The sequence below is a fragment of the Streptomyces sp. 8L genome (assembly GCF_020176795.1).
GTDB lineage: Bacteria > Actinomycetota > Actinomycetes > Streptomycetales > Streptomycetaceae > Streptomyces.
Genome location: NZ_JAIUKE010000654.1, coordinates 1 through 2,738, shown reverse-complemented (window position 1 = coordinate 2,738; position 2,738 = coordinate 1). Strand labels below are relative to the sequence as shown.

Sequence of the window (2,738 nt, the reverse complement as noted above, 5' to 3'; positions counted from 1 at the left end):
GGCGCCGATGTCTCGGCGTCCGTCACCGTCTTCCTGATCGCCATCCCCATGTCGCACGGGCTCGCCCTCGCGATGGGCGTCCCCCTGGGCGCCGCGCTCCTGGCCGCGGGCATCGGCGGGATCGTCGCCGGCGCCCTCGGCGGGTCCCCTCTCCTCGTCAGCGGCCCCTCTGCCGGCCTGACCGTCGTCACCGCCGGGATGATCGAGCAGTTCGGCTGGCCGACCACCTGCGTCATCACCATCGGCGCGGGGCTGTCGCAGATCCTGCTCGGTACGCTCAAGGTCGCCAGGTCCGCGCTCGCCATCAGCCCCGCCATCGTGCACGGCACCCTCGCCGGCATCGGTGTCGCCATCGCCCTCGCCCAGCTGCACGTCGTCCTCGGCGGGTCGCCGCAGAGCTCGGCCCTCGCGAACGTCCGCGCGCTGCCGGGCCAGTTGGCCCACGTCGGTCCGGTGTCACCCCTCATCGGCGCGCTCACCCTGGCCGTACTGATGCTCTGGCCCCGGCTCCCCGGCTTCGCCGGGAGAACGGTCGGGAGGGTGCCGGCGGCTCTCGCGTCCGTCGGTATCGCCACGGGTGTCGCCGCGTTCGCGGCCCCCGAGGTCGCGCGCGTCGATCTGCCGTCGTGGAACGCGCACGTCCTGCCCGGCCTGCCGAGCGGTCCGCTCCTCCCGCTGCTGACGGCCGTCGTCACGATGACGCTGGTGGCAAGCCTGGAATCACTGCTGTCCGCCGTCGCCGTGGACAAGCTCGCCGCCACGCGCGCTGCGGCCGGGGCGCGTTCGGGAGCGCCCCGTACGCCACGGCCCGACCTCGACAGGGAACTGCGGGCGCAGGGCGTCGCCAACGCCCTGTCCGGGGCCCTCGGTGGACTCGCCGTATCCGGGGGCGCGGTGCGCGGCTCGGCGAACGTACGGGCGGGGGCGACGGGACGAGCGTCCACGATCCTGCACGGCGTCTGGGTGCTGGTCGCCGCGGGGCTCCTGGTCTCCGCCCTCGAACGGATTCCGCTGGCGTCGCTGGCCGCGCTGGTGATGATGGTCGGCGTCCAGATGGTGTCGTACGCGCACATCCGCAACGTGCACCGGCACCGCGAGTTCCTGGTGTACGGGGCGACGGTGGTCTCGGTGATCCTGCTCGGCGTCCTGCAGGGCGTGGCGATCGGCGGGGCCGTCGCGGTGGCGGTCGCGCTGCGCGGCCTGACTCGTACGCGCGTCACGGCGGAGACGCTCGGCACCACGTACCACGTGCGCGTCAAGGGGCAGTTGACGTTCCTGGCGGTGCCGCGGCTCACACGCGTCCTGCATCAGGTGCCACAACGCGCGGACTGCGTCGTGGAACTGGACGGATCGTTCATGGACCACGCCGCGTACGAGGTACTCCACGAGTGGCGCGCGGCGCACGTCGCCCACGGCGGTACCGCAGAGTTCACCGGCAGGGCGAGCGGCCGGTTCGCCGAGGCCGGGCAGGCGTCGGGCCTCGGGCCGGGCCCCGATACCGATACCGATACCGGAACCAGCACCAGCACCAGCACCAGCACCAGCACCAGCACCGAGGACAGTTCGGGGGTCACCCCGCAAGTCGCGCCGCAAGGCACTCTGGAAGAGGCGGCGACACGGGCCCCGACGCCCTCCGGGGGCAGTCGGCTGGCCAGCGGGCTCAGCGCCTTCCAGCGCAACACGGCACCCCTCGTACGCGACGAACTGGCCCGGCTGGCGCGCGAGGGGCAGCGGCCCTCGCAGCTCTTCCTGACCTGCTCCGACTCGCGTCTCGTCACCAGCATGATCACGGCCAGCGGTCCCGGCGACCTCTTCACCGTGCGCAATGTCGGAAACCTCGTGCCACTGCCCGGCGCCGAAGGCAGCGACGACTCCGTGGCGGCCGCGATCGAGTACGCGGTCGACGTCTTGCGCGTCGAATCCATCACCGTATGCGGGCACTCGGGGTGCGGAGCGATGCAGGCGCTGCTCGGTGACGACGCTCCGGGCGCCCCGGTCGCAGACGGTACGGGCGGTCCCGCGGCCGGCGTTGGAGCGGGGACACCGTCCTCGACTCCGTTGCGCCGCTGGCTGCGGCACGGACTGCCCAGCCTGCGGCGGGTGCGGGATTCGAGCCCGGCGGTGCGGCTCTCGGCGCGGCCCGTCGCTGACAGGATCGAGGAGCTGTGCCTGGCCAACGTGGTCCAGCAGCTCGACAATCTGCGGGCGCACACGTCGGTGTCCCGTCGTATCGCGGAAGGAAAGCTGGCGTTGCACGGCATGTACTTCCATGTCGGCGAGGCCCAGGCGTACCTGCTCGATGAGACGGGAACGGGGGTCGGGCCAGGCACCTGGGCCGGGAGCGGGACCTGGGCAGGGGCCGGGGCCGTGACCCGGGCCGTCAACGAGACCGGGGCCCTGGCCGAGACCCGGACCGAGCCCCAGCCCGAACCCCGACCCCAGACCCGGACCGAGCCCTACTCCACACCCCGGCTCCAAACCCGGACCGAGCCCCAACCCCAACCCCGGACCGGGCCGGGCGCAGAGCCCGGATCTGCCGTCTTCCATCGCGTGCCCGCCGCGGACCCCGGTATCTCGCGCGTCCGGGGTTCTCGCCCGAACCATCCGTGAGACGGTGTGGGCCCCCCCCCCCCGGGGGCGGGGGGGGGGCGGTTGGCGGGGCGGGGCCGCGGACCCGGCCGGGGGGCGGGGGCCCCCCCCCCCCCGGGGGAAAACAAATATACCGCGGCGGGTTTGGT

Annotated in this window: 1 protein-coding gene; it reads left to right on the top strand. The window is 73.6% G+C overall.

Annotated elements, in window-relative coordinates:
* Nucleotides 1-2,610, top strand: a 2,610-nt coding sequence (locus LCE31_RS36575) for a SulP family inorganic anion transporter (protein ID WP_225022263.1), incomplete at its 5' end; no start/stop codon positions are given.
* Between the last annotated feature and the right edge of the window lie 128 nt (nucleotides 2,611-2,738).